General features: G+C 37.4%; 34 protein-coding genes. 9 read left to right on the top strand and 25 right to left on the bottom strand.

Translation table 11 applies throughout. The features are described from left to right. Positions 1-145 precede the first annotated feature (145 nt). The 3 genes from ACQKN2_RS19430 to ACQKN2_RS19420 all read right to left on the bottom strand — a co-directional run bounded on the left by ACQKN2_RS19430 (position 146) and on the right by ACQKN2_RS19420 (position 2,585). The gene (locus ACQKN2_RS19430) at positions 146-706 is read right to left on the bottom strand and encodes a GNAT family N-acetyltransferase (protein ID WP_427416400.1); all 561 of its coding nucleotides are present in this window, start codon (positions 704-706) and stop codon (positions 146-148) included. Between the two features lie 368 nt (positions 707-1,074). After that, positions 1,075-1,494, bottom strand: a complete 420-nt coding sequence (locus ACQKN2_RS19425; RefSeq protein WP_323649765.1) for a hypothetical protein — start codon at positions 1,492-1,494, stop codon at positions 1,075-1,077. Between the two features lie 578 nt (positions 1,495-2,072). Next, complete coding sequence (locus tag ACQKN2_RS19420) at positions 2,073-2,585, bottom strand: gamma carbonic anhydrase family protein (protein WP_427416399.1); 513 nt, start codon at positions 2,583-2,585, stop codon at positions 2,073-2,075. 75 nt (positions 2,586-2,660) lie between these two features. On the opposite strand from ACQKN2_RS19420, the gene ACQKN2_RS19415 reads away from it, so the two are divergent. Together ACQKN2_RS19415 and ACQKN2_RS19410 are read left to right on the top strand one after the other, a co-directional pair. Next, positions 2,661-3,638 (top strand): NAD(P)H-dependent flavin oxidoreductase, encoded by a 978-nt coding sequence (locus tag ACQKN2_RS19415; RefSeq protein ID WP_427416398.1) that lies wholly within the window; start codon positions 2,661-2,663, stop codon positions 3,636-3,638. Beyond that, complete coding sequence (locus ACQKN2_RS19410) at positions 3,635-4,042, top strand: PaaI family thioesterase (RefSeq protein ID WP_427416397.1); 408 nt, start codon at positions 3,635-3,637, stop codon at positions 4,040-4,042. Before ACQKN2_RS19415 ends, ACQKN2_RS19410 begins: the two co-directional genes overlap by 4 nt. 44 nt (positions 4,043-4,086) lie before the next feature. Here the strand turns inward: ACQKN2_RS19410 and paaX are convergent, their stop codons facing one another. From paaX to ACQKN2_RS19335, 15 genes are all read right to left on the bottom strand, one after another. After that, positions 4,087-4,911 (bottom strand): phenylacetic acid degradation operon negative regulatory protein PaaX, encoded by an 825-nt coding sequence (gene paaX, locus ACQKN2_RS19405; protein WP_427416396.1) that lies wholly within the window; start codon positions 4,909-4,911, stop codon positions 4,087-4,089. Between the two features lie 21 nt (positions 4,912-4,932). Then, positions 4,933-5,709: an enoyl-CoA hydratase-related protein gene (locus ACQKN2_RS19400; RefSeq protein ID WP_427416395.1), complete on the bottom strand. Its 777-nt coding sequence runs from the start codon at positions 5,707-5,709 to the stop codon at positions 4,933-4,935. 576 nt (positions 5,710-6,285) lie between these two features. Next, positions 6,286-7,491, bottom strand: a complete 1,206-nt coding sequence (locus ACQKN2_RS19395) for a thiolase family protein (RefSeq protein ID WP_427416394.1) — start codon at positions 7,489-7,491, stop codon at positions 6,286-6,288. Next, the gene (locus ACQKN2_RS19390; RefSeq protein WP_427416393.1) at positions 7,488-8,348 is read right to left on the bottom strand and encodes a 3-hydroxyacyl-CoA dehydrogenase; all 861 of its coding nucleotides are present in this window, start codon (positions 8,346-8,348) and stop codon (positions 7,488-7,490) included. The genes ACQKN2_RS19395 and ACQKN2_RS19390 overlap by 4 nt, the downstream gene beginning before the upstream one ends. Before the next feature lie 73 nt (positions 8,349-8,421). Beyond that, positions 8,422-9,930: an aldehyde dehydrogenase family protein gene (locus ACQKN2_RS19385; protein WP_427416392.1), complete on the bottom strand. Its 1,509-nt coding sequence runs from the start codon at positions 9,928-9,930 to the stop codon at positions 8,422-8,424. Positions 9,931-9,946: 16 nt separating this feature from the next. Continuing rightward, positions 9,947-10,720, bottom strand: coding sequence for an enoyl-CoA hydratase-related protein (locus tag ACQKN2_RS19380; RefSeq protein WP_427416391.1), 774 nt, complete (start codon positions 10,718-10,720; stop codon positions 9,947-9,949). A gap of 2 nt (positions 10,721-10,722) precedes the next feature. Then, entirely contained in the window at positions 10,723-11,499 is a 777-nt protein-coding gene (locus ACQKN2_RS19375) for an enoyl-CoA hydratase/isomerase family protein (RefSeq protein ID WP_427416390.1), read from the bottom strand. Beyond that, positions 11,499-11,801 carry an EthD family reductase gene (locus ACQKN2_RS19370; RefSeq protein WP_323649746.1) on the bottom strand — a complete coding sequence of 101 codons (303 nt, stop codon included), beginning with the start codon at positions 11,799-11,801 and terminating at the stop codon, positions 11,499-11,501. Before ACQKN2_RS19370 ends, ACQKN2_RS19375 begins: the two co-directional genes overlap by 1 nt. Before the next feature lie 20 nt (positions 11,802-11,821). Then, positions 11,822-12,319 carry a 1,2-phenylacetyl-CoA epoxidase subunit PaaD gene (gene paaD / locus ACQKN2_RS19365; RefSeq protein WP_427416389.1) on the bottom strand — a complete coding sequence of 166 codons (498 nt, stop codon included), beginning with the start codon at positions 12,317-12,319 and terminating at the stop codon, positions 11,822-11,824. Positions 12,320-12,348: 29 nt separating this feature from the next. Then, on the bottom strand, positions 12,349-13,149 hold the full coding sequence (gene paaC / locus ACQKN2_RS19360) for a 1,2-phenylacetyl-CoA epoxidase subunit PaaC (RefSeq protein ID WP_427416388.1): 801 nt from the start codon (positions 13,147-13,149) through the stop codon (positions 12,349-12,351). Further along, positions 13,142-13,495: a 1,2-phenylacetyl-CoA epoxidase subunit PaaB gene (paaB, locus tag ACQKN2_RS19355; protein WP_427416387.1), complete on the bottom strand. Its 354-nt coding sequence runs from the start codon at positions 13,493-13,495 to the stop codon at positions 13,142-13,144. Before paaB ends, paaC begins: the two co-directional genes overlap by 8 nt. Positions 13,496-13,518: 23 nt before the next feature. After that, a complete protein-coding gene (gene paaA, locus ACQKN2_RS19350; protein ID WP_427416386.1) occupies positions 13,519-14,472 on the bottom strand; it encodes a 1,2-phenylacetyl-CoA epoxidase subunit PaaA in 954 nt (317 codons plus the stop codon). 71 nt (positions 14,473-14,543) lie between these two features. Then, the gene (locus tag ACQKN2_RS19345; protein ID WP_427416385.1) at positions 14,544-14,783 is read right to left on the bottom strand and encodes a ferredoxin; all 240 of its coding nucleotides are present in this window, start codon (positions 14,781-14,783) and stop codon (positions 14,544-14,546) included. A gap of 29 nt (positions 14,784-14,812) precedes the next feature. Next, positions 14,813-15,829, bottom strand: a complete 1,017-nt coding sequence (locus tag ACQKN2_RS19340; protein ID WP_427416384.1) for an NAD(P)/FAD-dependent oxidoreductase — start codon at positions 15,827-15,829, stop codon at positions 14,813-14,815. Further along, positions 15,826-17,157: a phenylacetate--CoA ligase family protein gene (locus tag ACQKN2_RS19335; RefSeq protein ID WP_427416383.1), complete on the bottom strand. Its 1,332-nt coding sequence runs from the start codon at positions 17,155-17,157 to the stop codon at positions 15,826-15,828. The genes ACQKN2_RS19340 and ACQKN2_RS19335 overlap by 4 nt, the downstream gene beginning before the upstream one ends. Positions 17,158-17,610: 453 nt before the next feature. Here ACQKN2_RS19335 and ACQKN2_RS19330 point away from each other — a divergent pair, with 453 nt between their 5' ends. After that, entirely contained in the window at positions 17,611-18,045 is a 435-nt protein-coding gene (locus ACQKN2_RS19330; RefSeq protein ID WP_427416382.1) for a PaaI family thioesterase, read from the top strand. A gap of 229 nt (positions 18,046-18,274) precedes the next feature. On the opposite strand, the gene ACQKN2_RS19325 is transcribed toward ACQKN2_RS19330, so the two are convergent. After that, positions 18,275-18,622, bottom strand: coding sequence for a hypothetical protein (locus tag ACQKN2_RS19325; protein ID WP_427416381.1), 348 nt, complete (start codon positions 18,620-18,622; stop codon positions 18,275-18,277). A 290-nt stretch (positions 18,623-18,912) separates the two neighbouring features. Between ACQKN2_RS19325 and ACQKN2_RS19320 the strand changes: the two genes are divergently transcribed. From ACQKN2_RS19320 to ACQKN2_RS19305, 4 genes are all read left to right on the top strand, one after another. Next, positions 18,913-19,410 (top strand): NUDIX hydrolase, encoded by a 498-nt coding sequence (locus tag ACQKN2_RS19320; RefSeq protein ID WP_427416380.1) that lies wholly within the window; start codon positions 18,913-18,915, stop codon positions 19,408-19,410. A 449-nt stretch (positions 19,411-19,859) separates the two neighbouring features. Continuing rightward, positions 19,860-20,165: a DUF3784 domain-containing protein gene (locus tag ACQKN2_RS19315; RefSeq protein ID WP_427416379.1), complete on the top strand. Its 306-nt coding sequence runs from the start codon at positions 19,860-19,862 to the stop codon at positions 20,163-20,165. A 94-nt stretch (positions 20,166-20,259) separates the two neighbouring features. Then, positions 20,260-20,466, top strand: a complete 207-nt coding sequence (locus tag ACQKN2_RS19310) for a hypothetical protein (protein ID WP_427416378.1) — start codon at positions 20,260-20,262, stop codon at positions 20,464-20,466. A gap of 669 nt (positions 20,467-21,135) precedes the next feature. Beyond that, entirely contained in the window at positions 21,136-21,315 is a 180-nt protein-coding gene (locus ACQKN2_RS19305) for a YjcZ family sporulation protein (RefSeq protein ID WP_427416377.1), read from the top strand. Positions 21,316-21,580: 265 nt separating this feature from the next. On the opposite strand, the gene ACQKN2_RS19300 is transcribed toward ACQKN2_RS19305, so the two are convergent. From ACQKN2_RS19300 to ACQKN2_RS19285, 4 genes are all read right to left on the bottom strand, one after another. Next, positions 21,581-21,871 (bottom strand): DUF5316 domain-containing protein, encoded by a 291-nt coding sequence (locus ACQKN2_RS19300; protein ID WP_427416376.1) that lies wholly within the window; start codon positions 21,869-21,871, stop codon positions 21,581-21,583. Between the two features lie 190 nt (positions 21,872-22,061). After that, positions 22,062-22,763, bottom strand: a complete 702-nt coding sequence (locus ACQKN2_RS19295; protein ID WP_427416415.1) for a Type 1 glutamine amidotransferase-like domain-containing protein — start codon at positions 22,761-22,763, stop codon at positions 22,062-22,064. Positions 22,764-22,863: 100 nt separating this feature from the next. Beyond that, entirely contained in the window at positions 22,864-23,370 is a 507-nt protein-coding gene (locus tag ACQKN2_RS19290) for a DNA topology modulation protein (RefSeq protein ID WP_427416375.1), read from the bottom strand. Between the two features lie 317 nt (positions 23,371-23,687). Beyond that, positions 23,688-24,425 (bottom strand): polysaccharide deacetylase family protein, encoded by a 738-nt coding sequence (locus ACQKN2_RS19285; RefSeq protein ID WP_427416374.1) that lies wholly within the window; start codon positions 24,423-24,425, stop codon positions 23,688-23,690. 179 nt (positions 24,426-24,604) lie between these two features. Here ACQKN2_RS19285 and ACQKN2_RS19280 point away from each other — a divergent pair, with 179 nt between their 5' ends. Further along, a complete protein-coding gene (locus ACQKN2_RS19280; RefSeq protein ID WP_427416373.1) occupies positions 24,605-25,135 on the top strand; it encodes a hypothetical protein in 531 nt (176 codons plus the stop codon). 17 nt (positions 25,136-25,152) lie between these two features. After that, complete coding sequence (gene csaA, locus ACQKN2_RS19275) at positions 25,153-25,485, top strand: chaperone CsaA (protein ID WP_427416372.1); 333 nt, start codon at positions 25,153-25,155, stop codon at positions 25,483-25,485. 324 nt (positions 25,486-25,809) lie between these two features. On the opposite strand, the gene ACQKN2_RS19270 is transcribed toward csaA, so the two are convergent. Together ACQKN2_RS19270 and ACQKN2_RS19265 are read right to left on the bottom strand one after the other, a co-directional pair. Further along, on the bottom strand, positions 25,810-26,448 hold the full coding sequence (locus ACQKN2_RS19270) for an O-methyltransferase (protein ID WP_427416371.1): 639 nt from the start codon (positions 26,446-26,448) through the stop codon (positions 25,810-25,812). Beyond that, positions 26,435-26,797 (bottom strand): hypothetical protein, encoded by a 363-nt coding sequence (locus ACQKN2_RS19265; RefSeq protein WP_427416370.1) that lies wholly within the window; start codon positions 26,795-26,797, stop codon positions 26,435-26,437. The genes ACQKN2_RS19270 and ACQKN2_RS19265 overlap by 14 nt, the downstream gene beginning before the upstream one ends. Positions 26,798-26,923: the final 126 nt, after the last annotated feature.

Raw genomic sequence — 26,923 nt, 5'->3', positions numbered from 1 at the left:
TTATATTGTTAAGCAAATTAATTGACCAAGAAAACTATGCATGCCTTAAATTATTATGCAGATGATTAGCCTATACGAATATTATGTGCTGCCCTCTAAATTTCTGTAAAAAAGCAACACCATATTAAATCAACAGAACTATCGATTACTTATATTCCCTTTTTAAAATGGAAAAATTAATTAAATCCACATACTTTCCTTTTTCAAATTCATGCTCTCTTAATATACCTTCTTGATTAAAATTTAATTTTCCCAATAATCTAATGGATGATTTATTTTCAGGATCTACTTTTGCTTCTATTTTATTAATGTTCATCTTTGTAAAAGCAAAATGAATGATCGTACTTAAAGTTTCTTTCATTACGCCCTTCCTCCAGTAAGAAGGAATTAAATCATAACCAATCTCTATACGATTATGAGCTTTTTCATAATTTAAAAAACCACATGTTCCGATTACTTTTTTGGTTATAGGTTCCTCTATAAGCCATCGTAAGCCACTCTGATCTTCGAAAATTTTTTCATACCAAATCATTTCATTTTTTGAATCCTCCACTGAGTTAAAAGGTTCCAATGGTATGTATTTCACAACACTTTCATCTGAATAAAGCGCCAATAGATCAAAACAATCACTTTCCTGTGCTTGTCGTAATATAAAACGGTCCGTTGCTAATACGGGAAAATCCGTAAAGTTGAAATGTGCACTCATAAGTATGCCCCTTTGCATATAGTAAACTTCCATTTTATAATACCATATTATGTAATATCAAGTATTCATTGATATATCAGAGGACCTGCTCAAAACGACCTTTGCTTTCCAGCTTAAACGGATGTCATTCAAAAATCCTTTGACTAACACAACAAAACTCTCCTTTTGGTGAACCCTAAATATAGCCATGATGGCCCCCTTTTTTCTTTGAGTTAAGTAAAAAAATTAAATTCCTCTCTCATTTATATACAGATTTTTCACAAAATAAGGGGCAAACATTTTGATTAAAACTACTTTAGAAAGCAAAAAAATAGGACACACTACAATCGCATGTCCTGTTTTTTTACTTTTTATGGTCTGTCAACGTTTTATTTATATAATTCTTTATACACGATTACTTTTAGTGCCATCATTTCTTCGTCTGTTAATTTACCTTCCATCTCTTGAATGACCTGTTCTTTCGTCATTGAACCATTTTGTACTTTTATTCTTATATTATTAAGCTCCGAAATACCAACTTTTTGAATGATTACTTTTGTCGCTTCTTCTTTTGTTGTAAACGGCAACTTGCTGCTATCTGCAGTTTTAGCCTCTTCCATATATGATTTTAATTGAGGGTCGCGTTCGATCGTATTTTTAATTTCATCCATTTGTCCACTTTCCTCTAATTCTGATGAAATTGTATCAGCGACTTTTTCAGATGCGTACTTCACGCCAAAATGATAAACCCCATAACCAATAGCACCTAGGACAATGACAATAACCAGAAGGAACTTAATGAATCTCATATTCTCACACTCCTTAATTCTAAACTTAATCATACTATATAGTGTGGAGAGATGAGAAATGATAACCTTGCGAACAAGCCGTTTTTCAATATTATTGGATCTTCACCAATTTGTGTGGTTGATTTCCGTTCCGACCGGGCGCTTTCCTGGGGGCGTCCGATGAGCCGCTTCACTCGCGATGCTCGCTGCAGGGTCTCGGGCCAACACGACGTTGGTCACGAAGGCGTTATCACAGGATGTGATGCTCTTAGCCTTCGTTCCCCTATCGCTAATCCCCAAGGAGTCGCCCTGTCTCCTCTCCAATCCTTATTCACAAAGTAAATGTTTTAATAAATGTTATCCACAAATTTTGGTGATGAGCCCTATCATTCCTCAATCAAAATGATTGCGCATGTTCAAGAATAATAGTTACTCGTTTGGTTTTATCGATTGATATTCTCCTACTCTTTTTTGTACACAATGATCGTTTCTACTAAAGAGAATATTAAAAGGGTTAAGTTCAACACGATTACCGAACTCAACCCTAACAAACAATTTTATTTTTTAGTTCACTTCATTTGAAAAGTTTTCAGTTAACCTTAATCTAATATTTCTTTAAATTCTTGTCCCTTTTGGACGTATGTGTCAATTGATAACTGGATTAACTCGATGTCTTTGTCTTGCAGTTGGCGTACGACTTTTCCTGGTGAGCCAACAACTAGTGAACGTGGTGGTATTTTTGAGCCTTGTGTAATAAGTGTGTTTGCTCCAATAATACATTCTTCTCCAATTTCAGCATGATCTAAAATGACAGAACCCATACCAACAATCGAACGGCGACCAATTTTGCAACCATGTAAGACTACTTGGTGACCTACTGTTACTTCATCTTCTACAACTACCGGAGCTCCTTCATATAAATGAATGGTTGTATTATCTTGGATACTGCAACGTTTTCCGATAGTGATGCTATCTTCATCCCCGCGGAGGACGGCATTAAACCAAATAGACGATTGTTCACCAATCGTAACATCCCCAATAATATACGTACCTGGCGCCTGAAATACTGATTCATGAACATTTGGTTTTTTTAAAGCGTATGTAATCTCCATAAAAAATCACCCTTTCATTTATCTGAATATTTTGCTAGAATTTATTATAACATATTTTAAACGGGGGTGCTATTTTTGAATCAATTATGTTCTGTTTTAGCAATTCAATTTCCAATTATCCAAGGGGGAATGGGGAATATCAGCAATCCTAAGCTTGTGGCAGCTGTATCGAATGCAGGTGGCTTAGGAACAATTGGCTGTGGGACAATGACACCAGAAGAAGTCGAGGAACACATTGTAGCAACGAAGCTACTAACTCAAAAACCGTTTGCCCTCAATGTACCGATCAATGTCAATCCTTATACAAAAGAATTATTGCAATTGGCTATTACACATAAAGTACCGGTCGTTTCATTATCGGCAGGTAATCCAACATTATTTATAGAGAAATTGCATGCTCATAACATTCGAGTGATTGCTGTTGTTGCCTCTGTTAAACATGCTATTAAGGCCGAGCAAGGCGGCGCAGATGTGATTGTTGCAGAAGGTTATGAAGCTGCAGGAATTAATTCCAATTTAGAATTGACAACCTTTACGCTAATTCCTCAAGTAGTCGATGCGGTTTCTGTACCTGTTGTAGCGGCAGGTGGTGTTGGTGATGGACGTGGATTAGCAGCAGCGTTAATGCTTGGAGCTGACGGTGTACAGATGGGAACACGCTTTATTGCTACACAGGAAATGCCAGTGCATACTACCTATAAACAAAGGCTACTTGATGCAACCGATGTGGAAACGGTCATTTTAGGACGTTCTGTTGGACAGGTGCGCCGCGTGTTAAGTTCACCTTACGCCTCTTCACTTCTTGCTGATGAAGCAAAAGGTATAACGCTTTCAGACTATCAAGAACGTACATCCGAAATATTCCATGTTAAAGGAGCTATTGAAGGTAATGAGCAAAGTGGTTTTATGAACAGCGGCCAAATCGCAGGGATGATTCAAGATTTACCGACTGTTGCTACTCTTCTCGAGACTATGATGGATGATGCACAGCAATGTCTAAATCGGACATTACTGAATAATTTCAAAGGCTTAGTTAGGGGTGTTCAATCATGACGACGATGATCGATTTAAAGCGAGTGATTAATGGGGAAATTGAGCCACCCGCATGTGACAAAACATTAGGAATCCAAGTAACGTCGGCTGTTGCAGGTAAAGCCATTTGCTCTTGGAACGTCGATGAACGCTTTTTAAATGGTCATCAAGTCGTAATGGGAGGATTTATTACTTCTGCAGCAGATATTACGATGGCCTATTCGATGGCTTCAATATTAGAAACAAATCAAGGATTCGCTTCGATTAATTTGCAAACAACATTTCTACGACCACTTTACATCGGAACGGCCTTAATTGAATCAACAATAGTCAAAAAAGGACGAAAAACATGCTATGTAGAGGCATCTATCTCCCAAAATGGACAGCAAGTCGCTAAAATAACATCTTCTGTCATGGTCCTTTAAACGAAAAAAAGCTTATCCATATAATGGACAAGCTTTTTCTGTTTTTAATTATCTGCATGGAATATTTCTTCAAAAAAACGACATGATGGACCTTCCAATAAATTATAATATTCTTGGAATAATAGCGCAGCATGATTTCCACTCCACATAGGCGGTAATAATTCTTGTGGTAGTCCTGGATCATTAAATAAGAATTTACGATATTCATGAACAAGATTTGTACGCTCTACAAAACATTCCGCATCTGACATTTCTTTTCTTGAGATTGCACTTTGATGAATAATAAATTGCTTACTATATTGATCCATAAACATCTCATAAAGCGCCTCAATTTCAGCCAACGACCAGCTTTTTTCTATCAGTGCTTCATGATCATGAGGGCCGATATATTCCGCCGTAAAAAAGTCTACATGATTAGCAATATCATATTTTTGAATAAGGAGTTTAACCTCTTCTTCTAAATTATTTGGTGATATCCAACAGCCATTCGAAAAGGAGCCAAATCCACTCCATAAGAGCTCTTTACGCAATTCATCTCGAATTTGACGCTTATCTTCCGGAATAGAGTACATCAAAAGTCTCCATTTTCCATCCCACTTCGTCGGTTTTAATTTAAAAATACGATTTGCTGCCTCTTGCATTCGTATTTCGCCGCGTTTTGTTAAAAAATAATAACTACGATTCCCTCGTTTTTCTGATTGTAGCCATCCTTGTTTGACCATTCTAGATACAGATACGCGTACATTTTGCTCTGTGTGACCGAATTCTTTTAATAAACGAATCAAACTACCGATCCAAATTTTTGAACCGTAATGCCTAATATAATCGCCATAGAGCGTAAAAATCATAGACTGTGTATTTGCGCCCATTCTCTCCCTCTACTTTCTTACTCATTTTCCTTGAAATGCAGGTTGCCGTTTCTCACTAAATGCTTGTAAAGCTTCTAGACGATCTTCTGTCGGAATGACTAATTCGTATGCCTTCGATTCGATCGCGAGACCCGTTTGTAGATCCGTATTCATTCCTTGACTAATGGCGTATTTTGCTTGACGAACAGCGACAGGGCCATTACGCATAATCCGCCTTGCGAGTGATTCACATTCATCTAACAATGCCTCACGAGGGACTGCTTTTAAAATAATGCCTAATGCCGCAGCCTCAATAGATGTAATTTTCGCTGCTGTTAAAATCAATTCTTTCGCTTTCATTTCACCGATTAACCTTGGTAATCTTTGCGTACCACCTGCACCGGGAATTATTGCCCAACTTGTTTCAGTTAGTCCGAGTAGTGCCTCGTTAACTGCAATCGCAAAATCACATGCTAATAACCATTCAAATCCACCGCCAAGTGCATGCCCATTAACTGCTGCAATTGTTGGTTGTGGTAAATTTGCTATACTATTAAACACATCTTGAATTGCGCGTACGTTGCGACGTACTTCTTGCGTTGTTAATGTTTTTCGTTCTTTTAAATCCGCACCCGCACTAAATGCCTTTTCGCCCGCACCTGTAAAAATTACAGCGCGGACATTCTCAGCTATATGTAATTCGTCTACTACTTGTTGCAGTTGAAATAAAGTATCATAGTCGAAACAATTTAGCACCTCTGGACGATTTATTGTTACATAAGCAATATAATTTTCTATTCTAAATGAAATACTTTTCATTTGCAAACTCTCCTTTTCTATTCGATTGTTTCCAAAAAAACGGCACATTAATTGTGCCGTTTCGTATTGTTGAAAAACTTTTATGTTAATGAGATTAAAGTGTCCAATTAAAAGAAAGTATGACTTTTTTGCAACACGAAGGGGGTGATTTCCGTTCCGGCTGGGCGCTTTCCTAGGGGCGTCGGGGCAACAGGATGTTGGTCACGAAGGCGTTATCACAGGACGTGATGCTTTTAGCCTTCGTTCCCCTCCCGCTTCACTCGCGTTGCTCGCTCCAGGGTCTCGGGCCAACACGATGTTGGTCACGAAGGCGTTATCACAGGATGTGATGGTTTTAGCCTTCGTTCCCCTATCGCTGATCCCCAAGGAGTCACCCAGCCTCCACTCCAATCACCCAAATCACCTATCATGTATATTCTGGCATGCCATTTTAATATATAAAAACGAATATGCAGCAACAGATGTTTTCTGCGCGAAAGCGAAGCGTCAGCAACAAAGTGGGTAGCCCGTAGCGGAAATCAGCCTCTTCGAATTAATCAGAATGTATAAAAATGGTTAATCAATACACCTGTTTAATTATGATTCGATATTTTCAATAATCGTTGCAATCCCTTGCCCAACACCGATGCACATGGAAGCAAGGCCGTATTGTACGTTTTGTTTTTTCATTTCGTAAAGTAATGTGGTCACTATTCGGGCACCGCTTGCACCTAGTGGATGACCAAATGCTATAGCGCCTCCGTTGACATTAACTTGTGCTGGATTTAGTTCAAGCTGCTTCATGGATTCTATTGCTTGGGAAGCAAATGCTTCATTAATTTCATATAAACCAATGTCGTTTGTTGTTAGGCCAGCACGTTGTAATGCTTTTTTCGAAGAATAGATAGGGCCTAATCCCATAACAGAAGGTTCTAATCCCGCTACAGCACCTGTTACATATCGTGCTAATGGTGTTATACCTAACTCTTTTGCTTTTTCTGCACTCATTAATAATAAGGCTGAGGCACCATCATTCACACCAGAAGCATTACCGGCTGTCACAGTCCCATTTTCAAAAATAGGTCGTAGTTTGGCAAGCGCTTCAACTGTTGTATCCGGGCGTGGATGTTCATCTGTATCTACGATGATTTCATTTCCTTTTTTATCTTTCACATATACAGGTACAATTTCTTCTGCGAAACGGTTTGAGGCAATCGCTTTTTTCGCACGTTGTTGGCTTTCAAATGCAAACGCATCTTGTTCCTCGCGACTTATATTAAAACGCTTCGCTACGTTTTCAGCAGTTTGGGGCATTGTTTCCGCTCCATACATGCTTTGCAATTTGGGGTTCGTAAAACGCCAGCCGATCGTTGTATCAAACATTTTTTGATCGCCCCTCGGATAATCTACTTCTGGTTTACCCATTACAAACGGTGCGCGTGTCATACTTTCCGTACCACCTGCTATAAAAATATCGCCCTCACCGCTTTTAATAGCACGTGCTGCGAAATGTATAGCATCCATGCCTGAACCACAAAGACGATTTATAGTAGTTCCCCCGACCTCAATCGGTAGCTCAGCAAGTAACGCAGCCATACGAGCGACGTTTCGATTATCCTCTCCCGCTTGGTTGGCATTTCCGAAAATAATATCCTCAATTTGTTTGACTGGAACCTTTGGGTTACGTTCTATAAGCGCCTTTATGACAGTGGCAGCTAAATCATCCGGCCGAACGGTTTTTAATGCACCTTTATAACGACCAATTGGTGTACGAACAGCATCTATGATCACGACTTCAGTCATTTTTTCACCACCTCTTTTTGCTCGCTATAGTCATAAACCCCTTTCCCGCTCTTTCGTCCTAAACGTCCAGCTTGTACATATTGTTCAAGCAGTGGTGCTGGGCGATATTTTTCACCGAGCTTTTCATGTAAATAACGTAAATTATTTAATCGTGCATCGAGACCCACTAAATCAACTAATTCGAAAGGTCCCATCGGATAATTCAAGCCCAGTTTAATCGCTTTATCGATGTCTTCAGGACTACCTAAGCCTTCCTGTAACATATAAAATGCTTCATTCCCTACGAGCGCACTAATACGGCTTGTAACGAAACCTGGAAATTCATTGATAACGACCGTTTGTTTGCCCATTTGTTCGGCAATTTCACAAATAGCTCGGACTGTCTCATCACTCGTTTCCAAACCTCTAATAATTTCAACAAGTTCCATTTTATGCACAGGATTAAAAAAGTGCATCGCAATGGTTTGTTCAGGTCGTTTTGCATAGGAAGCAATTTCTGTTGGACTCATTGTTGAAGTATTAGTTGCAAATAAACAATGAGGCGGGGCAAACTGTTCCATTTGCTCAAAGACAGCTCGTTTAATGTCACCTTTTTCAGGTACTGCTTCAATGATTAGGTCTGCATTATTTGCGATTGTTGCTAATTCTGTCGCATAAGTTAAACGTAACGTTGCTTGTTGTGCTGTTAATTTTCCGCGTACAACAGATTTTTCGAAAATGGATGTAATTTCATTTCGGGCATTTTGTAAAGACTGTTCGTTAATGTCTATAATGGCTGTTTCAAAGCCACTGACTGCACTTACGTAGGCAATGCCGCGTCCCATAACCCCGGATCCGATGACTATAACTTTTTTCATTAAAGAACCTCCTTATTATGAAAACCACATACGAAGAGTGAAGATATCTCATCGCATATGGTTTTTGTGGTGGTTAGACGCCTAGTGGATTTAGTGGGCGGCTACCATAATATGAAATGATACTTTTCGTCTCTGTATATAAATCTAATGTTTCGATACATAGTTCACGTCCGAAACCAGATTGCTTATATCCTCCAAATGGGGTACCTGGCATTGCGGAGAATGGACAATTGACCATAACGATTCCTGCTTGGATTTGATTGGCAACACGAGTGGCACGTGCCCCATCTTTAGACCAAACCGCTGAGCCTAAACCAAACTCTGAATCATTCGCTAGTCGAACGGCTTCTTTTTCATCGCTAAATGGCATCACAACCACTACTGGGCCAAATATTTCTTCACGAACAACTTTCATGGATTGAGTAACGTCTGTAATAATAGTTGGCTCATACCAGAAACCATTTTCAAAGCCCTCTACAGCCGCCACTTTGCCTCCTGTTAAAATTGTTGCGCCCTCTTCAACGGCAGATTTCACATAGCCATCGATCGTATCTAACTGGTCTTGGTCGATAATCGCTCCCATGTGAGTACCTTTATCAAATGGATCACCTAGTTTAATAGCTTTTGTTTTAGCAACAAATTTCTCTAAAAACTCATCGTAAATATCTTTGTGTACGTATAAGCGCGAACGTGCTTCACAAGATTGGCCCGAGTTATAGAAAATGCCGTATAGTGAGCCATCTACCGCCGCATCAATATCTGCATCTTCGAACACTAGATTTGGTGATTTCCCACCTAGCTCTAATGTAACGCGTTTTAATGTTTGAGAAGCTTTTTCCATAATTCCTTTGCCGATTGGTGTTGAACCTGTGAAGGCTACTTTATCAACTTGCTGATGTTCCACTAAATAATTCCCTACATCTTTCCCTGAACCAGGAATAATGTTGACAACCCCTGCTGGTACACCTGCCTCTAGGCAAATTTCACCTAACACGATCGCTGTTATAGGCGTTAAAGAAGCTGGTTTAACAATAACAGAACAACCAACAGCAATAGCCGGAGCAATTTTCCAAGCAGCCATCATGAGTGGATAATTCCAAGGAATAATTTGTGCACATACGCCGACAGGCTCTTTTTCTGTGTAATTATGAAATTGACCTGGCATATTATTTACTGCTCCACGATGGCCTACAATTGCACCTGCGTAGAATTCGAAATCTTCTATTGCTTGGTTCACTTGGCCTTGCGCAGTGCCAAGTGATTTCCCTGTATCCAGCATCTCAAGTTCTACGATTTCATTAAAGCGAGAGCGCATAATAGCAGCAATCTTATGGAGCACCTGTGCACGACGATTAACAGGATATTGCTTCCACTTTCCTTTATCAAATGCTTCACGAGCAGCTTGTACAGCGCGCTCAGCGTCCTCCTGTGAAGCTTTAGCAACAGTCGCTACTACTTCACCCGTCGCGGGATTAACCGTTTGGAAAGTCTCACCATTACTACTCTCTACCTTTTCACCATTAATAATTAAATGATAAAAATCGCGTTTCACTAATACTTTCTCTTGTACGTGTTGCGTCATTATCATACACTCCTTTTTATTGGCCATTAAATTGAGGCTGTCTTTTTTCTGCAAATGCTTTCATACCTTCTTGATGGTCATCCGTCGCTCCGGCGATACTTTGGCTTTGTGCTTCGTAAACAAGGAAGTCTTCGAACTTTAAGTGTTCTGCTGCCTTGATATTCCGTTTAATAAGGCCGATTGCTTTTGTTGGTAACTTGACAATCTGTTGCGCGAATGTATGGACCTCATCTTCAAATGTTTCATTGCTATAGACAGCAGTTGTTAAACCTAATTGTCTAGCTTCCTCTGATTTAATACGTTGACCGAGCACAGAAATTTCAAGTGCTTTAGCATCGCCAACTAATCGTTTCAAAAAGTATAAATTCCCTGAATCCGGAATTAGGCCTACATGAATAAAGGCATTCATAAAGAAGGAATTTTCCGACATTAATCGGAAGTCCGCAGCAAGCGCTAAACTAAAGCCAGCACCTGCAGCTGCACCATTTATAGCTGCGATAATCGGTTTTTCACAGTTATGTAACTGTTGAACCATCGGACCATAGTCATCTGTTAAAATATCACCAAGTTTTGTATCTTCACCAATAACTGAAAGATCTTGACCCGAACAAAATGCACGTCCTTCACCACGAATTACAATGCATCGTACATCATCATTTATAGATGCTTGTTTAACAGCAGTACGAATTTCATGATTCATTTGCGCAATGAATGCATTTAATGTTTCTGGACGATTTAATGAAATATAAGCTACGGATTCTTTTAGTTCGTATTGAATGGTTTCAAACATAATTATCTCCCCTTAAAGTTCGGTTGACGTTTTTCAACAAATGCTTGCATACCTTCTTTTTGATCTTCTGAAGAGAATAGTAAAGAGAAATTTTTCCGTTCAAACTGCATACCTTCATAAAGCGAGTAATCTACAGCTTTGTTGACAGCTTCTTTAATAAGACGTAAAGCAAAAGCAGGTTTTTGTGCAAACATCGTCGCCATTTTATGGGTTTCTTCTATTAAGATCTCTGGTTGCACAACCTTGTTGATGATGCCATATGTGAGCGCATCAGCAGCAGTAATCCTAGCTGCGCTCCAAATCCACTCTAATGCTTTTGTTCGTCCTACTAATTTTGTTAAGCGCTGTGTACCACCCGCACCAGGCATGACGCCAAGATTTATTTCTGGGAAGCTAAATTCTGTTCCCTCTGCCGCGATTAATACATCACAGCAAAGGGCTAATTCAAAGCCACCTCCGAAAACGAATCCTTTGACACTACCGATAATAGGCTTTTTAATCTGCCCTATACGATCCCAATCAGCGAACTGATTTAAAAGCTCTAATCGAACCGTGTTGTCTGCCGCCATTTCATCAATATCTGCACCGGATGAAAACGCTTTTCCATTTCCGGCTATTACGATGACCTTCACGTCTTCGTCACGATCAAACAATTCCATCGCCTGCACAATTTCACGTACCATGGCACGATTTAATGAATTGTATTGGCGAGGGCGGTTTAAGTAGATATAACCTATCCCACTGTCAATTGTTTCTTCAATAAATGTGAATGCTGTCATTACGCATCTTCACCGATTATTAATGTGACGATATCGCTCGCAAAGCTCATTAAATCTTTGCCCGACGCTTTCCCTTCCGGTGACCGTAGTCCAAGCTTTAAATCTTCTGCACTATCGTATGTCATTTCACACATTAAGTAGTACGGTGTTTCTGTGCCCATTGGAGTTGCATTAAATTTTGTCACTTTCATTTCTCGTAAGCCTGGGATTTTCGCAGTAATCGGAGTATGAACCTTTTCATAATGCTCATCAAATGCCACTTTATCAACAGGGTGTTTATATAACGCGATTAATTTTGCCATTTTAAAATACGCTCCTTAGTCTACATAGAAGTAGAAATTATTTTCATTGCTTCAAATGGATTTTTACAGCTTTTGCAATATAAAATACTACGACAAGCTGTTGGACCAAAAATATTTTCAAGCGTGACATACGTTGAACCACAATACGGGCAGTCTACATGCCAAGAGCCGTCTACTTGTAAAAAACGAGGCGGTGGAGCAATACCGAATTGCTTTAGTCCTTCTCGTCCCTTTTCTGTTACACGATCAGAAGTCCAGGTAGGATGATTTATAAACACGACACTCACTTCACGAACGTCTTCTAGTTGTTCGACTGCTTTTTTTATATTTTGTTGAATAATTGTCAACGCAGGACATCCTGAAAATGTTGGTAGCACTTCAATACGAATATGGCCATTATTTACTTGCACACGCTCAATCATGCCAAGGTCCATAATACTCACCGTATCAATTTCAGGGTCCTTCACTGTATCGAGTACCTCATAGATGTTCGCTTCGTGCAGACCCGTAGTTGTCATCGTTATCCCCCTTTTATCGCAATTGATCATTACCAGCTCGCCGTCAAATCAGATCGATACACCTCTGACATCGTTTCGATTGCCGATGTTAAATCGTCTGTATGTTGGCCATTGCGACCATTAATAATCGGTTTTGGCAATACAGGTATAGCGATTTCTACAGCTTTAAAAGTTGGTGTTACAATGGCCAACCAACGTTCTTTCACGGCCGCTTCTTGCTCAATTAACTCACATGATGTTATATGACTAGCTGCTTTGCCATATGACAATAAATCACCGGCATCTTTAATTACTTCTTGTAATGCTGCCATCAAGCGTGAACGTGATTCTTCTGTTGCTGTAAACAATTGTGTAAACCATGTTGTCCAGTGCATCTGATGATAATATAGTTCAGTACTAATTTTCACAGCTACTTCTCGGATAGGCACATAACTGCTAGCTTTTAGTGCATCCATCTTCGCTTTTTTCGCAGTTGTATAAATAAAATTACGTGCTACTGCGTATCCCCAGTCATAATTCGGCGCTTCTTTGTAGTAACCTTCTCCGTTCGGGCGTTCTACGAGTAGGCTGTTACAACGCTCTTCTCTTGGCCGAAGCTGTGCTAATGAATCTACAGCGCCTTCGCCAAGTTCTTCTAAAAGAGTGTAGTATAATTTTGCGTGCCCCATTGTATCTTGAGTAATGGACGAGAATGCTACATCTTCCTCAATATGCGGCGCCAGCCCAAGCCACTCAGAGCCACGATAAGAGAATAAGTAATCATCATCCGCTAATTGATAAAGTAATGTAATGATTGCCTTTTTATATTCAGGCGTTACTTCGTTATCCATCTTTCTTCCCTCCTCCGGCCCAAGATAGTATTTCTTTTTCATCCAGCATGACTTGTTCATAGTGGCGCCATTTTTTCTTTAAATAGCCGTAGCCTTTTGTTGTACGGTACTCTTTATTGTCTAGTCTTTGTAGCGCTTGTTTATTGTCTTGAGTAAGGCCGTGTATATGTTTGCGATTGACGACCCAAATGTCCACTACAGGCTCCCGACGCATAAAGTTTTCCTGTGCCATCACTAACGCCATTTCTCCATTTGGTGCTAAAAGGCTAAACTGATGTTGAAAATTTGATGTTGGTGTTCGTTTGCTAAATACTTCAAATTCCTGATAGAAAGATTGTTTTTCCACGATGATCCCTCCTCTCTATAGAGTTAATTTACTAGAGCTGATAACGCTTCTCGTACCCAAGCGTTATTTTCATAGGATGAACGACGAAGTGCTAAGCGTTCTTGTGAACAAGGACCTTCGTTGCGCTGGATTTTTTTGAAATTTTCCCAGTTTGGCTCTTGGTAAATCCATTTATTTTGCGCTTCATCAAAGTGCAAAGTTGGATCTGGCACAGTTAAGCCGATCGATTGAATACGAGGAATGTATTTAGATAAAAAGCTTTGTCGTAGCTCTTCATTCGTATTGACACGAATTTTATATTTGATGGTTACATCTTGTTTGCTGGTACCTGTTGTGTCTTTGGTCGCTGGGCCAAAGAAAAATAATAGTGATTCCCACCAACGATTTAACGCATCTTGGACAAGCTCACGCTGTTCAGTTGTACCTTCTACCAATGCCATAATAATGGCTTCACCGTGTTGTGCATGGAATACTTCTTCCGCACAAATACGTTGTAAAGCTCGCGCATAAGGCCCGTATGAAGCACCTAACATGTTGGTTTGAGATATAATGGCAGCGCCGTCAACAAGCCAGCCAATTAACCCGGCATCCCCCCACGATTTTGATTCCATATGGAATACGTTGTGGAACTTTAGACGTCCTTCGAATAAATCAATCATTAAATCGCCGCGATTTTTACCATATGGTTTAAGCAAATCCTCTGCTACGCGTAATAATAATTGACCATGCCCCATCTCATCTTGAACCTTTGCCATAATGCCTAGCTTTCGATATAAAGTTGGTGCTTTCGGAACCCATTCTTTCTCAGGAAGAGCACCCATAATTTCACTAATACCATGCATCGAAATTAATTTGATTAGTGCTAAGCGATATTCTTCTGGCATCCAATCATCTACTTCAATCTTTTCACCTGCAGCAATCCGCGCCTCGAATTGCTCTTGTAATTCTTGTTCAGATAATTGAGTAACAACACTCATACTAAAAGCCTCCTTATATAACCATATTCCGATAATCGTTACTATTATGTTATGTTTGAGGGCAAAAAAAATCACACTTCCAACAAGATCTTATTATCGTTTGCTACTTTAATTGATTCTGTTGGACATCCTTCCATCGCATCCTCTAAATCATCATATAAATCAATAGGAACTTCTTTACAACCTTTGTTGTTGTCTAAAATAACAAAGGCTAATCCTTCTTCATTATAGTCAAAAATATCCGGAGCCGATGCGCCACATGCCCCACAAGCAATACATGTATCTTGATCTACTCTAGTGAATTTCGGCATATACTCATTCCTTTCACCAACCTGTAACATTAGGTAAGTTGTTTCTTTTTTTCCTCCATTAGACTCGTACTATGCAACGGCTGCACTTTAGATGTTGGATCAATGTAGACTTTTGCGTTACTAATAGCAGTAGGTGCCTCTCCAAACCCACTAACAATTAACTTTACTTTCCCATCATATGTGCAAATATCACCTGCCGCATAAATACCTGGAATGTTCGTTTCCATACGTGAATTAACGATGATGGAGTTTTTGTAAATTTCTAAGCCCCAATCTTTAATGGCACCTAAAGAGGAAACAAAACCAAAGTTCACGATAATATCATCGACTCCATAGATTGGTTGTTGCGTTTCGTCTTTTGCATGCTTTAATTTAACATGTGTAATGCAATCTTCCCCTATAAGTTCTTCAGGTATATAAGGTGTGATCACCTCAACAGATGATTGCATTAAGTTTTCTACGCTATGTTCATGTGCACGGAATTTATCACGTCTATGGACAATAGAGACTTTTTTAGCAATTGGTTCTAGCATCATCGCCCAATCGACCGCTGAATCACCACCACCGAAAACCATCACATTTCGATCTTTAAATGTATTGAGATCCTGAATGAAATAATGTAAATTACGTTGTGCATACTTTTCTTCCCCATCTAATTCAAGCGTACGAACTTTAAATGCACCGTTTCCAGCAGTGATCAGTATAGTGCGAGAATAATGCGTACTTTTAGTGGTAACAATCTTGAAAATACCATTTTCATCTTTTTCGATTGTTTGTACAGATTCTTTCGTACAGACATCCACTGGGAAAGTATTCATTTGTTCTTTTAAATTATTGATAAGATCTTGCGCGCGAATTTTCGGAAAACCCGCAATATCATAAATATATTTTTCTGGATATAGAGCAACTAACTGGCCGCCCAAGTGAGGAAGACTTTCAAGAATTTTGACGCTCATGCCTCGCATACCACCATAGAAGGCTGCAAACATACCAACAGGACCCCCACCTATAATGGTCACATCTTTTACTTGCTCAGTATCAATCATTGAAGAACCTCCTTCCGCTCCATTCTTCTATCAATGACACGAATTGCCTTTCCTTCAGAGCGTGGAATAGAACCGATATTTTCAATGACAAGAATAACGGAAATTAAGCAGGCATTTTTTAAATCGTGCTTGATTTCCTTCGTTAGTAATTGTATTAACGGATGGTTTAGGTCACCTGCTACCTTTTCATATAACTTCGGTGTTAACTCAACATGTAGTTCAATAGCATCCATATTTCCTTTTTTCAATAAATGGATTTGATAGTGAGGCGCCAACCCTTCAATTTGCAATAACTCACGCTCGATTTCAGATGGAAAAACATTTACTCCACGAATAATTAGCATGTCATCTGTACGTCCCTTAACACGTGCCATACGCATTGTTGTACGTCCACATTTACATTTTTCACGTGTAATCGATGTAATATCACCTGTACGATAACGAATAATTGGTAACGCTTCCTTCGTTAAACTTGTGATAACCAATTCTCCGTATTCTCCATCAGCTACAGGCTCTAATGTATCCGGATCAATAACTTCAACTAAGAAATGATCTTCAGCTATATGTAAACCTTCTTGCGCTTCGTAGCATTCGATCGATACACCTGGACCTAGCACTTCACTTAAACCATAAATATCCATTGCTCGAATTTTAAATTTATTTTCTATAGCACGACGCATTTCCTCTGACCAAGGCTCCGCTCCAAAAATTCCATATTCAATCCCATTCGCCGCTGGATCAATTCCCATTTCCTCCATCTTTTCAGCGACGGTTAAAATATAAGAAGGTGTACCTGCGATTCCTCGTGGTTTAAAATCTTCAATTAATGTAATTTGACGTTCTGTATTTCCACCTGAGATCGGTACAACTGCCGCGCCTAAAGTCTCAGCTCCGTAGTGTAAACCCAACCCCCCAGTAAATAGACCATATCCATAAGCATTATGAAAGATATCTGATTTGCGTCCCCCTGCGGTAACAATAGCGCGAGCTAAAAGTCCCGACCACATCTCGATATCATTTTTTGTATAACCAACAATTGTTGGCTTTCCACTAGTTCCCGAAGAGGCGTGAATGCGGACTACATCATCCATAGGTACTGCAAAAAGTTTAAATGGATATTGCTCACGTAAATTTACTTTTTTAGTAAATGGCAATTTGCGAATATCTTCTAAACTTTGAATATCAGCTGGTTTAACCCCAAGCTCATCAAACTGTGCCTTGTAGAAAGGTGTATTGTTATAAACTTTTTCAACAGTTGCTTTTAATCTCTCTAGCTGAATCCTTGTCATTTCTCCCCTTGAAGCTGTTTCTATTTCTAGATGATACATTTCCTAGCCCCCCTTTATGCTATTACAATTCATCTAATATAACAAATAAAAAACGAGAGTATTAGTTTCGTAATTAACATTAAGATAAACTTATTTGTCCGAATTGTCAATATATTTTAATTTTTCTGTTTAAAGTTTGTTAATTAGTCGTCTACAAGCGTTTTTTCTAAAATACTTTTTTATTCAAAAACACGAAAAGAAGATTGTAAAGCCCCCAAAATTCCCTATTAATAAGCGCTAATTAAATAAATACACGGAAATGGATAGAAGAATCAAAATAGTTATACAAAACTACGTTCATACGTTACTTAACAACAATAGATATTAAATCGATTTTGCATTTCACTTTAATCCCAACCGTTTATAAACTGTATGTATAATTCTCGTATGTTATACATATACACGATTGGTAGAAATAAATTTTTATAACTTCTAAAAAGGGGGGATTTTTCATTGACATTAACAGAGGCTCAACAACACGAAAAATATTATGAGGAAATTTTTGAAGCTTTATCAAAGGAACCCTACGCCAATCATTTAGGGATGGAATTAGTAGAATTAAAAGCAGGTTTTGCAAAAGTGACACTTTCTCCAACGCCTCATATGCTCAATACACATGGCACTGTACATGGTGGCATTATTTTTTCTTTAGCCGACTACGCATTTGCAGCAGCTAGTAATTCATACGGCAAGACAGCTGTCGGTGTAACGAATACCATCCATTACATGAGCGCGGGCTTGGCAGGACACCCACTAACAGCCCTCGCAGAAGAAGTAAAAAAAACTCGCCGTTTAGCCTGGTATCGGATTCATGTTTGGAGCAACGATGAATTATGCGCAACAATGGAAGCGATGGTTTATCGTAAGACAGAAAATTTCATCGAATAAGTAGAAGATGTGAGTAGCCTTTTTAGTGTTATAAAGGTTTCTCACATCTTTTTTGACATAGTAAAATCCCTCACATGTTACGTCACACATTACATACAACAAGGAGGAATCTTAATGAAGCTATTTTATACCTTCATAATATCAATGATCTGGCGCTTCGAGGATGAACTGACTGTTTATGTAAAATGAGAATCTCCCGGGTTAATTTTTTTGACCGGGAGATTATTATTTATTTGACATACTTCAAATACTTTTTCACAAAATCTACGATGTAAAGAACTTCTTCTTCTGAAATGGTAAATCGACTGCTCACTTTTCTTAGCTTCGCAGGTGATTTTAATTGTTCACGCACTTGATCAATCCTCATGTATTTACATTTACGAGGGTTTACACAATCTCGAATCTGCTTGTATCGAAGGTAGGCATAGCGTGCAAAAGCATTCAACATCTCTCGCTCCTGCTCATCTCGTTGTAATTTTTTCGCTGCTTCATCGATCACTTCTGAATCATAAGTCCTTGTACCATCTGTTAATTGCATAGTACCACCTCTTTCATTGCGTAAAGTTAAGTCAAACATGGCCACTCCTTAGCTGGCATTAAGATAGCCGCCATTGTTTCTATTCATAGCTATTAGATGCATAAGAAAAAGCCACACTTAGTTAAATGTGACTCTTTTTTTATTTTTGTTTAGTTAATGATTCCCCAGCATCACTCACCTGCGAGTTTATTCCTTGATTACCCCTAAATTTGACAGATTATTATTGTGTGTCAAAAAATGTATTTTTAATAAAGACTATAAACATATCTTTCAATTAACTAAAATGGAAATATAATGATTTCCTTAATTTATTAAAAGGAGGGCAACATATGAACAACCAAACTTACGTAGACTGGGGCGGACATTATCTTAAACTGACGTGGTTACCAAATAAAAGTATTCAAGATTACAGCAACGTAACAAGTGTACATGGGGTTTGTTTTTATAACGGGAATATTTTGTTAGTTCATGTCGACGGGAGAGGCTTTAATTTTCCTGGAGGTCATATGGAAAAAGGAGAAACACCTGAAGAAGCATTTCATAGAGAGGCATTTGAAGAAGGCTATGTTAAGGGTCATATCAACTATATAGGAGCAATTGAAGTCAGCCACGAAGAGAATCCTTTATTCAAAGTTGATGGGAAGTACCCCTTAATCGGTTATCAAATGTTTTATTGTATGGAAGTTCAAGACTGTCTCCCGTTTCTTCGTGAGCATGAAACGATTTCGCGCATTTGGGTTGAGCCGGACGAAGTACTCTATGTTATCAATGACCATGAGTTTGCAAACGTAGTATTACAAGCAGCTTTAGATAACAAACCTTCTTAATTGTTATTAGGAGATATATCGCTATTCTTGTTACAAATATCTCCATAAGAAGAGCATGTAGAAAAAGTGACAGATATACAATTTTGAAATATCACCTATAGATTAAATTTTTTAAACTAATTCACAGGCATTTCACTATACAAACATAGCTACCAAATCATATTAATAGTAGTGTAAAGCTAACTTAGCTTTGCCCTCCTAGTTTGTGGTTTAGGGTCACTTTGGTTCGAGTGACCCTTTTTTACTTCTCTTTCATCGTTATCTAAACTCACCTAATTTTTTATACCTATACTGATAAATATTTAAGCATTTTCTAATTTAGTGTGAGTCATCTCAGTTTTGTATGATGGAATACTTTCGAAAAACAGATTACCTTCAGTAATAATTTGGAAAACATTTTCTTGATATATTCGTATATTTATTAGAACTAAAAAAGTGTGGTGACGAAAATGATTGCTGGATATATTACTTGTATTGTTCTTGCTTTAATCATTATTTTCATGGGTTTTCTTATCCATATAAAGAAGAAAATGTGGCTTATTGCGGGTTACCAAGAGGATAGTTTTTTGGGTGATAAAGATAAACTAGCTAAGCTATTTGGACTATTCTCATACATAGTAGGTATTGCTACTTTTCTTTTACCTTTTGGTCTAGAATTTTGGGGTATCGTTAGCGGTATGATATATGCCATTTGTATATGTCTAGGTACCGTAGTAACTTTGGTCTTGAAACAAATAATGAATAAACCACTTTAAAAGAGTTTTGCTTAGGCTATTTTTATACTTTTTAATCGCCTTTCCATGTTAATCATAGAATATAATATTATTAATGTGAAAAGGAGGATATAAAATGTCTCGTATATTACGCCTTTGTTCCACCATTGTTACTGCTATTTTATTTGTCATCCTTGTATTTATGAATTATTTGGGCTATTGGACAGCAGATAGGTTCATTCAAATTCTATTTTTCTTTATTATGATAGTGTCCGTTTTCAACGCGGGTATTGAAACAGAAAAAATTTTAAAAAACAGAGGTAAAATCAAATCTTCGAGATAGCGAAGAACTTTATAGATTTTTTAAAATATCCCCTTGAATTAGTCTAAATTTAAGGGGATATTTTTTGTGTACTGTAGCACAAATTTCTTAATCGTTTTGTTAGTCAATCCATCGCCTTTCTTTTATCTTTCCGAACGATGAAGAACATGTGTAGGCTCGATAATATAATGATGATAACTATTACTACCAAGAAATATGTATCTTGAATCTTAAACAAGAATAAATTCAATGAATTTAATAATCCAGCTAACATCAAGAATAACCAATAGTTATTTTTTCTTTTTGATTGATCACCATTTCCAAGATAACTAGCAGAAAGCCAGATAAAAAAAGGTAAGAAGCATACAATTGAAAAAGTTAGTATTGCCCATGCAATAAACGGCATAGTACAATCACCTCCGAAAAACTTCCTTATTTCATACGATTGAAATTTGTAATGGTTTCAATTTTATTATTCTTTAAAAATGTTTTTTCTCTTAATGTCAAATGTAACATGCTCTACTTCCTCAAAAATCCGAGGAACCATTAGCATAGGTGTCCCTTTTTTTGGAGTAATTCCTCATGATGAATTTTTCAAATTTTCAAACCAAACTGAGTAAAACCTAGATGAATACCTCCCCTCCTTTCTACACCTAAACATATTATAGACGTAGAAGGGGGGGATATTTTATGGGATACTACGGTGGAAATTTTGGTGGAAATTTTGGTGGTAATTGTGGTTACTACGGAGGCTCTTACGGCGGTGGTTGCGGCGGCGGCGGCGGATATGGCGGCGGCTCAGCATTCGCCCTAATTGTAGTCCTCTTTATTCTTTTAATTATTGTCGGTACAACATTCATGCATTATTAATGCAGCTTTCTACTACTATTCAGATTTTTTATGAAAAAAGTAAATGCTAATTATCATTGTTACATTCAATCATTCCATACTCTCTATTGCTAAATAACATCTATAGTAATAGTAGGATAACTTACCAGCCTAACAGACTACAGTAAAACAAAAAGGTCACTTTTGTCCGAGTGACCTTTTATTATTGAATTTCAACTTCCATTCAGAAGCTTTTTTCATTTTTTTCATATAACCATAGTACTCAAAAATTGTGAGCGTTTTTTCATCATTTACTTAAATAATAAAATAAAACCGTAACAATAATATTTGGTAATGCAATGTATAAGGAATTTATAGTAATTTTATTACGTTCGTTCCGATGTTCTGTAGTTTCGGTAGCAAAGTTTGCCCTCATCCGATCCCCACTGGCCATAGACCCTGAAAAAACCATTGAAATTACAATGAAAATGCAGCCAACCGTGCCTGAAACTAAATAACTCTTTTCCATTCCCCACAAAATTATTGATATTAAAACACCCCATAGAGATATGAAAAAACCAATTAATAAATGTTTCACCCAAATCCCCCCTATCCTTATTTTACGCTTGATTACCTATTTTGTTTCTACAAAAACAAGATTCTCAAAAAGTAGGTGCATCAGTAAGGACGGTCTGTCTTCTAAAAAATAAATAAGCCTATTCAAAATGGGAAAATCATGAATAGGCTTATTCTTTGAAGGTATGATAATCTTTAATAGTAAAATATTATTAATCTATAGTGACCAAATATTCCACAGCTAACTCTTCCTCATGGATCTCCTTATCCAAAAAGACTTTATAGGCTTTCCCATTTGGTTTTGAACTAACGATTTTATGAATTTCTTGATCGGTAAAATGAACGGCTACTCCATCATCAACGGCAATCCCAGATGAGAGTTTATTTTCTTTCACCAAATTATGATAAGCTGGTCTTCGATTGATTTCTCCATCATAATGAGGACAATTACTACCTGGAAGAAACCCTAAACATTTTATCGGCTCTAAATCTCCCCCGAATGAATCTGTTATCCCTTCCTCAAACCAACAAATTGAGCCAGCACTTATACCTGTTAAAAGGATTCCCTCATGCCAAGCAGTCTTAAAAATGCTATCTAACGACCATTCCTTCCATAAAGCTAAAAGGTTTTTAGTATTTCCTCCCCCAACATAAATGATATCTTTTTCCATAATAAAACTTTCTAAATCTCGCGTAGGGGGAGAAAAAAGTGATAAGTGAGACGGAGTACATGGTTGTGAGTTAAAAAAAGAATAAAATCCTGCAATATAATTTTCTGAATCTCCGCTTGCAGTAGGAACAAAACAGATTTTAGGATTAGCTTTGTTAGATTGCTGTAAAATATATGTATCTAATAATGGATTATGAGGCTCCATAGAAAAGCCTCCTCCTCCTAATGCAATAATTTGTTTCATCTTTTCCCACTTCCGTTCTTTTATTTTTTGGCTCTGTTGTGTAAAAAATAGAACTTCCATCTTAAACTAATGCACCTCGTTAGTTAAACAAGAAGGATAGTTATTGCACTTGTTCTAAAAAATATTGAACATCTTTTGGTGATTTTAAGATAATAACTTCTTTATCTTTAGACAACTGTTCAAGTCTTTCTAAAATTTTAGGTCTTTTGGTCTTTGGATATTGCCATATCCATTTAAAAAATTCAAAGGAAAATCTCTCTTCACAACCTTCTCCCATATCTGGTCTTGTTTTATTTCGATACCTAATTATTCTTTCTAATGCACGAAAGACACATATTGCTCTCGGAATATCAAGAAAGATTATTGTATCAGCCGTATTAAGTCTAATCTCCATTGTCCCACCGTAGTTCCCATCAATAATCCATTCTTCTTTTTTAACTAAATCATTTTGAATTGTTCTTTGCTCATCTTTTGGAACACCTACCCAATTAGGTTTCCAAAACAATGTATCAAGATGATAAACTTTTATTTTTAACCTTTCACCTAATTGTCTTGCCAATGTGGATTTCCCTGACCCACCCGACCCAATAAGTACAACCTTTTTCATAAGACATCCCCTTATTAAATTTAACTAATACTACAGTCCGATGGCTTTGTCCAATTGTTCTTTTGTTAATCTACCCATTCCCAGTGTCTATGAAAAGATCAACTTATCACGGTCCCTTGCAACTAAAACTCATACTTGTTCGATGCTTATTCCACGTTTCTTTGCGGAACCACCACAACAACAAACATTAACAAAGCTTATTTTTTAAATATACTGAATTTTATTATACAATCCCCTAGACCTTTATTCCATTTTTATAACGAAATTCAAAAAGCAAGGCTCAGATCAAAAATACATTTAGAACTGAACCTTGCTTTTTATTTTCCACTCTTATTATTTAATTGTTGAATCTCCAGTAGCTCCGAAATCGTTACAAATTTATATCCCTGGTTTTCAAGCTCTGGTAAGATTTTTTCCAATGCCCTTACTGTTTGTTCACGATTTCCACCGCCGTCATGAAATAACACGACACTTCCTGGCTTTGCACCTTTTAAAACGGTATTGGTAATTTTCTTGTCTCCAGGACTTTTCCAATCAAATGTATCTAAATGCCATGACCACATGACAACTTTATATCCTGCTTTTGCTATTGCATCAATCATGGAATCCGTGTATTGCCCTTTAACTGGTCTAAATAAGACAGGAGCATATCCAGTAATCCCATAAATTGTTGCATGTGTTTGTTTTATTTCTTTCATTAAATTGGAAATATTAGTCCTAAAAGGATGTGTATATGTGTGAATGGCTAGTTCGTGACCTTCTTCGTGTATACGGTAAGCAAGCTCTGGGTTTTTTTCTGCATTTTCACCCACAATAAAAAATGTGGCCTTAGCATTGTACTTGTCTAATATATCTAAAATGGCAGGTGTGTACTTTTTATGAGGACCATCATCAAAAGTTAAGGCGATAACTTTTTCATCCGTATTAATATCCCACAAAATTTGCCCTGCTTCCTCGTAATATTTCCTCCCCTTATCTGCAAAGGATTTTTCATTTACAAAAAATAAAAATATCCCGAAAATGCATAATGCAATCAGCAGATAATATTTCCTCAAGTTTTCACCTCCTGCAAATAATTATTTCTAATATTATTATTTGAGGTTTAAACTAAAAAATGCTTATATTTTTTTACTTTTAACTGTATACAATACGAATAACAATCCAAAATGAATGTAAATAACGCTGCACACCCCATTGCCAAAATGTTATATTATTGGGAGGGAGTGTGATTATTTTGATAATAAAGGTAAAGGAAGAAGACTTTGATTTTAATTGCTCTAGTCTAAGTCAAAGGTGCTTCGAACCGCTCATTAAAGTTTATAAGGTAAGAATGTCCAGAGAGACAAATATCGGTGTGAAAGAACATTTTTATGAGGAACTTACGGAAGGGCAACGAGCATTATTTATGTTTAATGTTTATTACAACCATATTAGTAAATCTCTTATTGAATTTTACTGGTGGAGTGCTTATTTCATGGCTCAACCTAAAAGTTGGGCAGCTATCAAAGCATGTTTTAAGTATTTTCATGATGAACCTTTTCTTTTACTCCTTGAGAAAATTGAACAAGAACTTACAAGACATAATCACCCTACTACATTAGTGAATTTTTCAATCACTCGTGATGAATTAAATCATAACAAAGAGCTCCATGCATCATTTGAATCGCTATATGTGATGTTCGAAAATATTTATCCAACTACTATAGAAAAAATAAATAATTTCATCGAAAAGAATTTACAAGAGTTTATACAAATTGAAAATTAAATAAAGGAGTATTTTTTATGGCCACTATAGAAGACTTCGTGAATCTTGATATTAGAATTGGTACTGTGATCCAAGCTGAGGAACTTCCGAAAGCAAGGGTTCCTGCCATTAAAATGAAAATTGATTTTGGGGATGATATTGGAATCAAACAATCTTCTGCTCAAATTACTAAACGCTACACGCCAGAAGGAATTATTAATAAGCAAGTAGTAGCGATCGTTAATTTCCCTCCTCGTCGTGTGGCAGGCTTTAAATCTGAAGTTTTAGTGATTGGTGGAGTTCCTGTAGAAGGCGATGTGATTTTATTAACGCTTGACCAACCTGTCCCAAACGGAACTAAAATTAGTTAAGTCTAGGATTTTGTGATGATATAAAAAATGAATCTATCTTGCAGGCACAAAACTAACTTTATTTTCTTCTACATCATATTTATAGTAATGTAAAGCTAAGCTAACTTAGCCTTACACCTCCTGACTTGATACTATGGGTCACTACTATTGTGGCCCTTTTATTATTTTTTGTTTCACTATTACTATATGTTATGATTTTCGTTACATAAAATTATAAGAACAAATCCCCTCAATTGGGAGGAAAATAAAAATGAAATTTTATTTAGATTGGTGCTACATCGTTAAAATCTTCAATTAAAAAATAGAAAGGTGCGTGATGGGTACTTACTTCTTCACTTTTGAAAGTGTCATACCATCACCAATTGGAATAATAATCGACTCTAATTGAGGGTGGTTCGCTACCGCTACATTGAATTTCTTCATTAATTCCGTATAACGTTTTGGTTGGGCATTTGGGTCTGCCACACTCCCATTAGCAAGGACATTATCCGTAACGATAATCGCATCGGGATTTGCTAACTTCACACAATAATTTAAATAGTTTTCATAATTATCCTTATCAGCATCAATAAAGAAAAAATCGAATCGCTCATTGGCCTGCTCCAGCTTTTCGAGGCTTTGCAATGCAGGTCCCGTCATATAGGTCACTTGTTCACCAAAACCTGCCTTCGATAAATTACTGTAAGCTAACTGTGCGTATTTTCCCTCTAATTCAAGAGAAGTTAATTTTCCATCACTGCCGAATCCTCTAGCTAGACAAATTCCACTATAGCCACCGAGAGCCCCTACTTCAAGAATGTTTTTAGCGCCAGTCATCGAGACAAGCATTGTTAAAAATTTTCCAGAGGAAGCAGAAACAGAAATGGCGGGCATCCCGTTTTCTTCAATGGATGTAATAACCTCCTCTAAAATAGAGTCTTGCGAATGAAACACAGAATCAATGTAAGTATTAATTATTTTCATTTAAGTTATTCCCTTCTTCATCATTGTTTAAAGATTTTTCATCTTCTTGACTGTCGGGTGTATCCAGCGTTTCACTTTCATGTATTTCAAATAATTGACTGAATTCATTGATGACCATATCAATAGCTTTTAATTCACCCACTAATATTGGCTGAATCGATTGAAACTCTGGTTGCTCTAATTGTTGCTTAATCGTTGCACGCTTTAGATTCATCATCTCTAAAAAAGCAATAGCTCTTCCACGACGGAAAGTTTTAGGGCCTCGTTGATGAGAGCCATCTCTTCCTCTATGACGTCCCCCTCGATGATGTCCCTCTTCTCTAAACTCCTTCATTTTTTCACTTCTCATGTTCATTCCCCTCTCATTGTATACATTTGTATACAATCTCGATTACATTTTTAGTGTATACAAACGTATACACTTTGTCAACAAACCTTCTCTATTCATTTCCTGTCTCCAGATTTCATACTTTAA

This window comes from Lysinibacillus sp. NPDC093688 (assembly GCF_050280145.1).
In the GTDB taxonomy this organism is placed as follows: Bacteria; Bacillota; Bacilli; order Bacillales_A; family Planococcaceae; genus Lysinibacillus; species Lysinibacillus xylanilyticus_B.
This window is presented reverse-complemented; position numbering and strand designations above follow the sequence as displayed.

What these genes read in the sequence shown, in the direction of transcription:
- ACQKN2_RS19345 (WP_427416385.1), bottom strand. Translation starts at nt 14,783, where the DNA reads ATGCCGAAATTCACTAGAGTAGATCAAGATACATGTATTGCTTGTGGG.
- ACQKN2_RS19430 (WP_427416400.1), bottom strand. Translation starts at nt 706, where the DNA reads ATGAGTGCACATTTCAACTTTACGGATTTTCCCGTATTAGCAACGGAC.
- ACQKN2_RS19390 (WP_427416393.1), bottom strand. Translation starts at nt 8,348, where the DNA reads ATGAAAAAAGTTATAGTCATCGGATCCGGGGTTATGGGACGCGGCATT.
- ACQKN2_RS19310 (WP_427416378.1), top strand. Translation starts at nt 20,260, where the DNA reads ATGTCTCGTATATTACGCCTTTGTTCCACCATTGTTACTGCTATTTTA.
- ACQKN2_RS19265 (WP_427416370.1), bottom strand. Translation starts at nt 26,797, where the DNA reads ATGAGAAGTGAAAAAATGAAGGAGTTTAGAGAAGAGGGACATCATCGA.
- ACQKN2_RS19420 (WP_427416399.1), bottom strand. Translation starts at nt 2,585, where the DNA reads ATGGAGATTACATACGCTTTAAAAAAACCAAATGTTCATGAATCAGTA.
- ACQKN2_RS19385 (WP_427416392.1), bottom strand. Translation starts at nt 9,930, where the DNA reads ATGACGCAACACGTACAAGAGAAAGTATTAGTGAAACGCGATTTTTAT.
- ACQKN2_RS19295 (WP_427416415.1), bottom strand. Translation starts at nt 22,763, where the DNA reads ATGAAACAAATTATTGCATTAGGAGGAGGAGGCTTTTCTATGGAGCCT.
- paaX (WP_427416396.1), bottom strand. Translation starts at nt 4,911, where the DNA reads ATGGGCGCAAATACACAGTCTATGATTTTTACGCTCTATGGCGATTAT.
- ACQKN2_RS19315 (WP_427416379.1), top strand. Translation starts at nt 19,860, where the DNA reads ATGATTGCTGGATATATTACTTGTATTGTTCTTGCTTTAATCATTATT.
- ACQKN2_RS19400 (WP_427416395.1), bottom strand. Translation starts at nt 5,709, where the DNA reads ATGAAAAGTATTTCATTTAGAATAGAAAATTATATTGCTTATGTAACA.
- ACQKN2_RS19380 (WP_427416391.1), bottom strand. Translation starts at nt 10,720, where the DNA reads ATGTTTGAAACCATTCAATACGAACTAAAAGAATCCGTAGCTTATATT.
- csaA (WP_427416372.1), top strand. Translation starts at nt 25,153, where the DNA reads ATGGCCACTATAGAAGACTTCGTGAATCTTGATATTAGAATTGGTACT.
- ACQKN2_RS19270 (WP_427416371.1), bottom strand. Translation starts at nt 26,448, where the DNA reads ATGAAAATAATTAATACTTACATTGATTCTGTGTTTCATTCGCAAGAC.
- ACQKN2_RS19370 (WP_323649746.1), bottom strand. Translation starts at nt 11,801, where the DNA reads ATGGCAAAATTAATCGCGTTATATAAACACCCTGTTGATAAAGTGGCA.
- ACQKN2_RS19375 (WP_427416390.1), bottom strand. Translation starts at nt 11,499, where the DNA reads ATGACAGCATTCACATTTATTGAAGAAACAATTGACAGTGGGATAGGT.
- ACQKN2_RS19305 (WP_427416377.1), top strand. Translation starts at nt 21,136, where the DNA reads ATGGGATACTACGGTGGAAATTTTGGTGGAAATTTTGGTGGTAATTGT.
- paaD (WP_427416389.1), bottom strand. Translation starts at nt 12,319, where the DNA reads ATGACAACTACGGGTCTGCACGAAGCGAACATCTATGAGGTACTCGAT.
- ACQKN2_RS19425 (WP_323649765.1), bottom strand. Translation starts at nt 1,494, where the DNA reads ATGAGATTCATTAAGTTCCTTCTGGTTATTGTCATTGTCCTAGGTGCT.
- paaA (WP_427416386.1), bottom strand. Translation starts at nt 14,472, where the DNA reads ATGAGTGTTGTTACTCAATTATCTGAACAAGAATTACAAGAGCAATTC.
- ACQKN2_RS19335 (WP_427416383.1), bottom strand. Translation starts at nt 17,157, where the DNA reads ATGTATCATCTAGAAATAGAAACAGCTTCAAGGGGAGAAATGACAAGG.
- ACQKN2_RS19290 (WP_427416375.1), bottom strand. Translation starts at nt 23,370, where the DNA reads ATGAAAAAGGTTGTACTTATTGGGTCGGGTGGGTCAGGGAAATCCACA.
- ACQKN2_RS19410 (WP_427416397.1), top strand. Translation starts at nt 3,635, where the DNA reads ATGACGACGATGATCGATTTAAAGCGAGTGATTAATGGGGAAATTGAG.
- ACQKN2_RS19325 (WP_427416381.1), bottom strand. Translation starts at nt 18,622, where the DNA reads ATGTTTGACTTAACTTTACGCAATGAAAGAGGTGGTACTATGCAATTA.
- ACQKN2_RS19320 (WP_427416380.1), top strand. Translation starts at nt 18,913, where the DNA reads ATGAACAACCAAACTTACGTAGACTGGGGCGGACATTATCTTAAACTG.
- paaC (WP_427416388.1), bottom strand. Translation starts at nt 13,149, where the DNA reads ATGGATAACGAAGTAACGCCTGAATATAAAAAGGCAATCATTACATTA.
- ACQKN2_RS19395 (WP_427416394.1), bottom strand. Translation starts at nt 7,491, where the DNA reads ATGACTGAAGTCGTGATCATAGATGCTGTTCGTACACCAATTGGTCGT.
- ACQKN2_RS19340 (WP_427416384.1), bottom strand. Translation starts at nt 15,829, where the DNA reads ATGATTGATACTGAGCAAGTAAAAGATGTGACCATTATAGGTGGGGGT.